Annotated in this window: 2 protein-coding genes; both read left to right on the top strand. The window is 67.1% G+C overall.

All coding sequences use genetic code 11. The features are described from left to right. The first annotated feature begins 242 nt into the window (after positions 1 to 242). Entirely contained in the window at positions 243 to 1,457 is a 1,215-nt protein-coding gene (locus ABD767_RS17135) for a thiolase family protein (RefSeq protein ID WP_344870001.1), read from the top strand. A gap of 2 nt (positions 1,458 to 1,459) precedes the next feature. Continuing rightward, complete coding sequence (locus ABD767_RS17130) at positions 1,460 to 2,407, top strand: bifunctional OB-fold nucleic acid binding domain-containing protein/MaoC family dehydratase (protein ID WP_344870000.1); 948 nt, start codon at positions 1,460 to 1,462, stop codon at positions 2,405 to 2,407. Positions 2,408 to 2,711: the final 304 nt, after the last annotated feature.

Below are 2,711 nucleotides of genomic sequence, written 5' to 3'. Positions count from 1 at the left end.
AAAGCGGTGCAAATGGCCCGAAAAGGCACCAAGAATGGTGCAAGGACGCGGGCAAAACGGTGCGATTGCGTCATCTGAAAAACATCAGCCATGTAGCACTTGCGCAGCCGAGTTGTTCAGGATGTCCTTAACAGGCCCTAGTCCACTTTGACGATGGGCCAGGCAGCCGGCGTGCCGACAATGGCATGCAAGGGCGAGAGGCAACCGCTCCCCGCAACGAGACAACCGACAAAGGAATCCGCATGGGACTGCAAGGCAAGGCGGCGCTGGTGGGCGCCGCGCAATACAAACCAGAAAAATACGGCACCGCGCCGCGCATGTTCCACCTGGAGCAAGTGGCCGACCTGGCGCTGCAGGCGCTCGACGACGCCGGCCTGTCGCTTGCCGACGTGGACGGCCTGATCACCACCGGCCCGCATTTCCACGAGGCCAGCAGCTTCGTGCCCGCGATGGCCGGCGAATACCTGGGCGTGGCGCTGAACTTTGCCGAGGTCGTCGACCTGGGCGGCGCAAGCTCGGTCGGCATGGTCTGGCGCGCGGCCGCGGCCATCGAGCTGGGCCTGTGCGACACGGTGGTCTGCGTCATCCCGGCGCGCATGACGCCGATGTCCGAGCACGACGACCACATGGCCGAGGTGATGAAGGCGTCGCGCTTTGGCGGCCACAGCACCCGCTTTGGCGCGCCCGAGGCCGAGATGGATCTGCCCTACGGCCACATGGCGCAGAACACCGGCTACGCGATGATCGCCCAGCGCTACGCCGCCCTGCACGGCTACGACGCGGCGGCGCTGGCGCGCATTGCGGTCGACCAGCGCTTCAACGCCTGCCACAACCCCGGCGCCATGTTCTACGGCCAGCCGATCACCGTGGACGACGTGCTCAATTCGCGCATGGTCGCCGAGCCGCTGCGCATGCTGGAGATCGTCATGCCCGTGGCCGGCGGCGGCGCCATGGTGGTCACGCGCGCCGACAAGGCCAGGAATTGCCGCCACCGCCCGGTGCAGATCGTCGGCTGCGGCGAGCATGTGCAGACCAAGTCGCCCACCTACGCGGCCGACATGCTGGCCACGCCCATCGGCCCGGCCTCGCGCAAGGCGTTCGCGATGGCCGGCCTCAAGCCTTCCGACATGCACATGGCGCAGATCTACGACTGCTACACCATCACCGTGCTGCTGACGCTGGAAGACGCGGGCTTTGCCGAGAAGGGCAAGGGCCTGGACTTCGTGCGCGCGCACGACTTCACCTTCAAGGGCGACTTCCCGATGAACACGCACGGCGGCCAGCTGAGCTTTGGCCAGACCGGCAGCGCCGGCGGCATGACGCAGGTGATCGAAGCCATGCAGCAAATCCAGGGGCGCAGCGGCGCGCGCCAGCTGGCGCGCAACGACCTGGCCTATGTGTCTGGCACGGGCGGCGTGATGAGCGAACAAGGTGCATTGATTTTGAAGGGAGCCTGAGCATGAGCTGGAACAAACCCCTGCCCCACCCCACCGAGATCTCCGCGCCCTACTGGGCGGGCCTGCAGGCCCACGAGGTGCGGCTGCAGCAGTGCGACCAGGGCCACTGGCTGTTCTTCCCGCGCACGCACTGCCCGACCTGCGGCTCGCGCCAGCTGGCGTGGCGCAAGGTCAGCGGCGCGGGCGAGGTCTATACCTACACCGTCGCGCGCGTGCCCACGCTGCCCGAGTTCACCGACGAGATGCCGCAGCTGCTGGCCGTGGTCGCGCTCGACGAGGGCGTGCACATCAACACCACGCTGGTGGGCGTCGCGCCCGAGCAGATCCGCGTGGGCCTGCGCGTGCGCCCGGTGTTCGACGACCGCCCGGGCAGCGCCACGCTGCTGCGCTTCACACCGCAGGACTCCGTGCACCCCGGCGTGATTGCCGCCGACGCCGCCGCACAGCCGCAGCAAAGCACCGCTCCCGCAGCGCCCAGGCAAACCCTGCCCCAGGTCGACTGCAAGAATCTGGATGCGATGCGCGCCCTGGTGTCGGACGGCTATTCGGACTGGTCCAACGAGATCGCCGTCACGCAGGAGCTGATCGACCAGTTCGCGCAGCTGTCGGGCGACGATTACTGGATCCACACCGATCCCGAGCGCGCCCGCCGCGAGAGCCCGTTCGGCACCACGATCGCCCACGGCGCGCTGGTGCAGGTGCTGATCAGCCGCCTGCAGCTGCCCATGGAGTTCGAGGTCACCGGCTACCACAACATCGTCAACTACGGCTCGGACCGGCTGCGTTTCCCGACGCCGGTGCCCGCGGGCTGCCGCATCCATGCGCGCTACCGCATCAAGGCGGTCGAGCAGGTGAAGAGCGGCACGCAGATGACGATGGAGATCAACGTCCACGTCGTCGGCCAGGACAGGCCCTCGGTCATCAACGACCTGGTCATGCTCTATATGTGAGGTTGCCGGCGGCGCATGGAGCGGCACGGTCCGCTCCAGCGCTGCGCCGCCGCCCTGCTCTCCCACGCCGCAGCCGCGGCGATTTTCGTTTTTCGCACCGGCCACGCGCAGCGCCACCGGTCAGCGCATTGATCGACACTCCGGATGAAAAACCCTGCCTCCACCCGCTCCCTGGTCAGGGCGTGTCCGAATTTTTGTGTAAACGGGTCGGACTTCAATTGACGGAGATGCGGTCTCCGAACTGAATGGTAAAGCGGGTCAGCGCGGCCTTCCAATCCCGGATGGGCATGGTCCACTTCTGGCT

The sequence above is a fragment of the Comamonas faecalis genome (assembly GCF_039538025.1).
Lineage (GTDB): Bacteria > Pseudomonadota > Gammaproteobacteria > Burkholderiales > Burkholderiaceae_C > Comamonas_C > Comamonas_C faecalis.
This window is presented reverse-complemented; position numbering and strand designations above follow the sequence as displayed.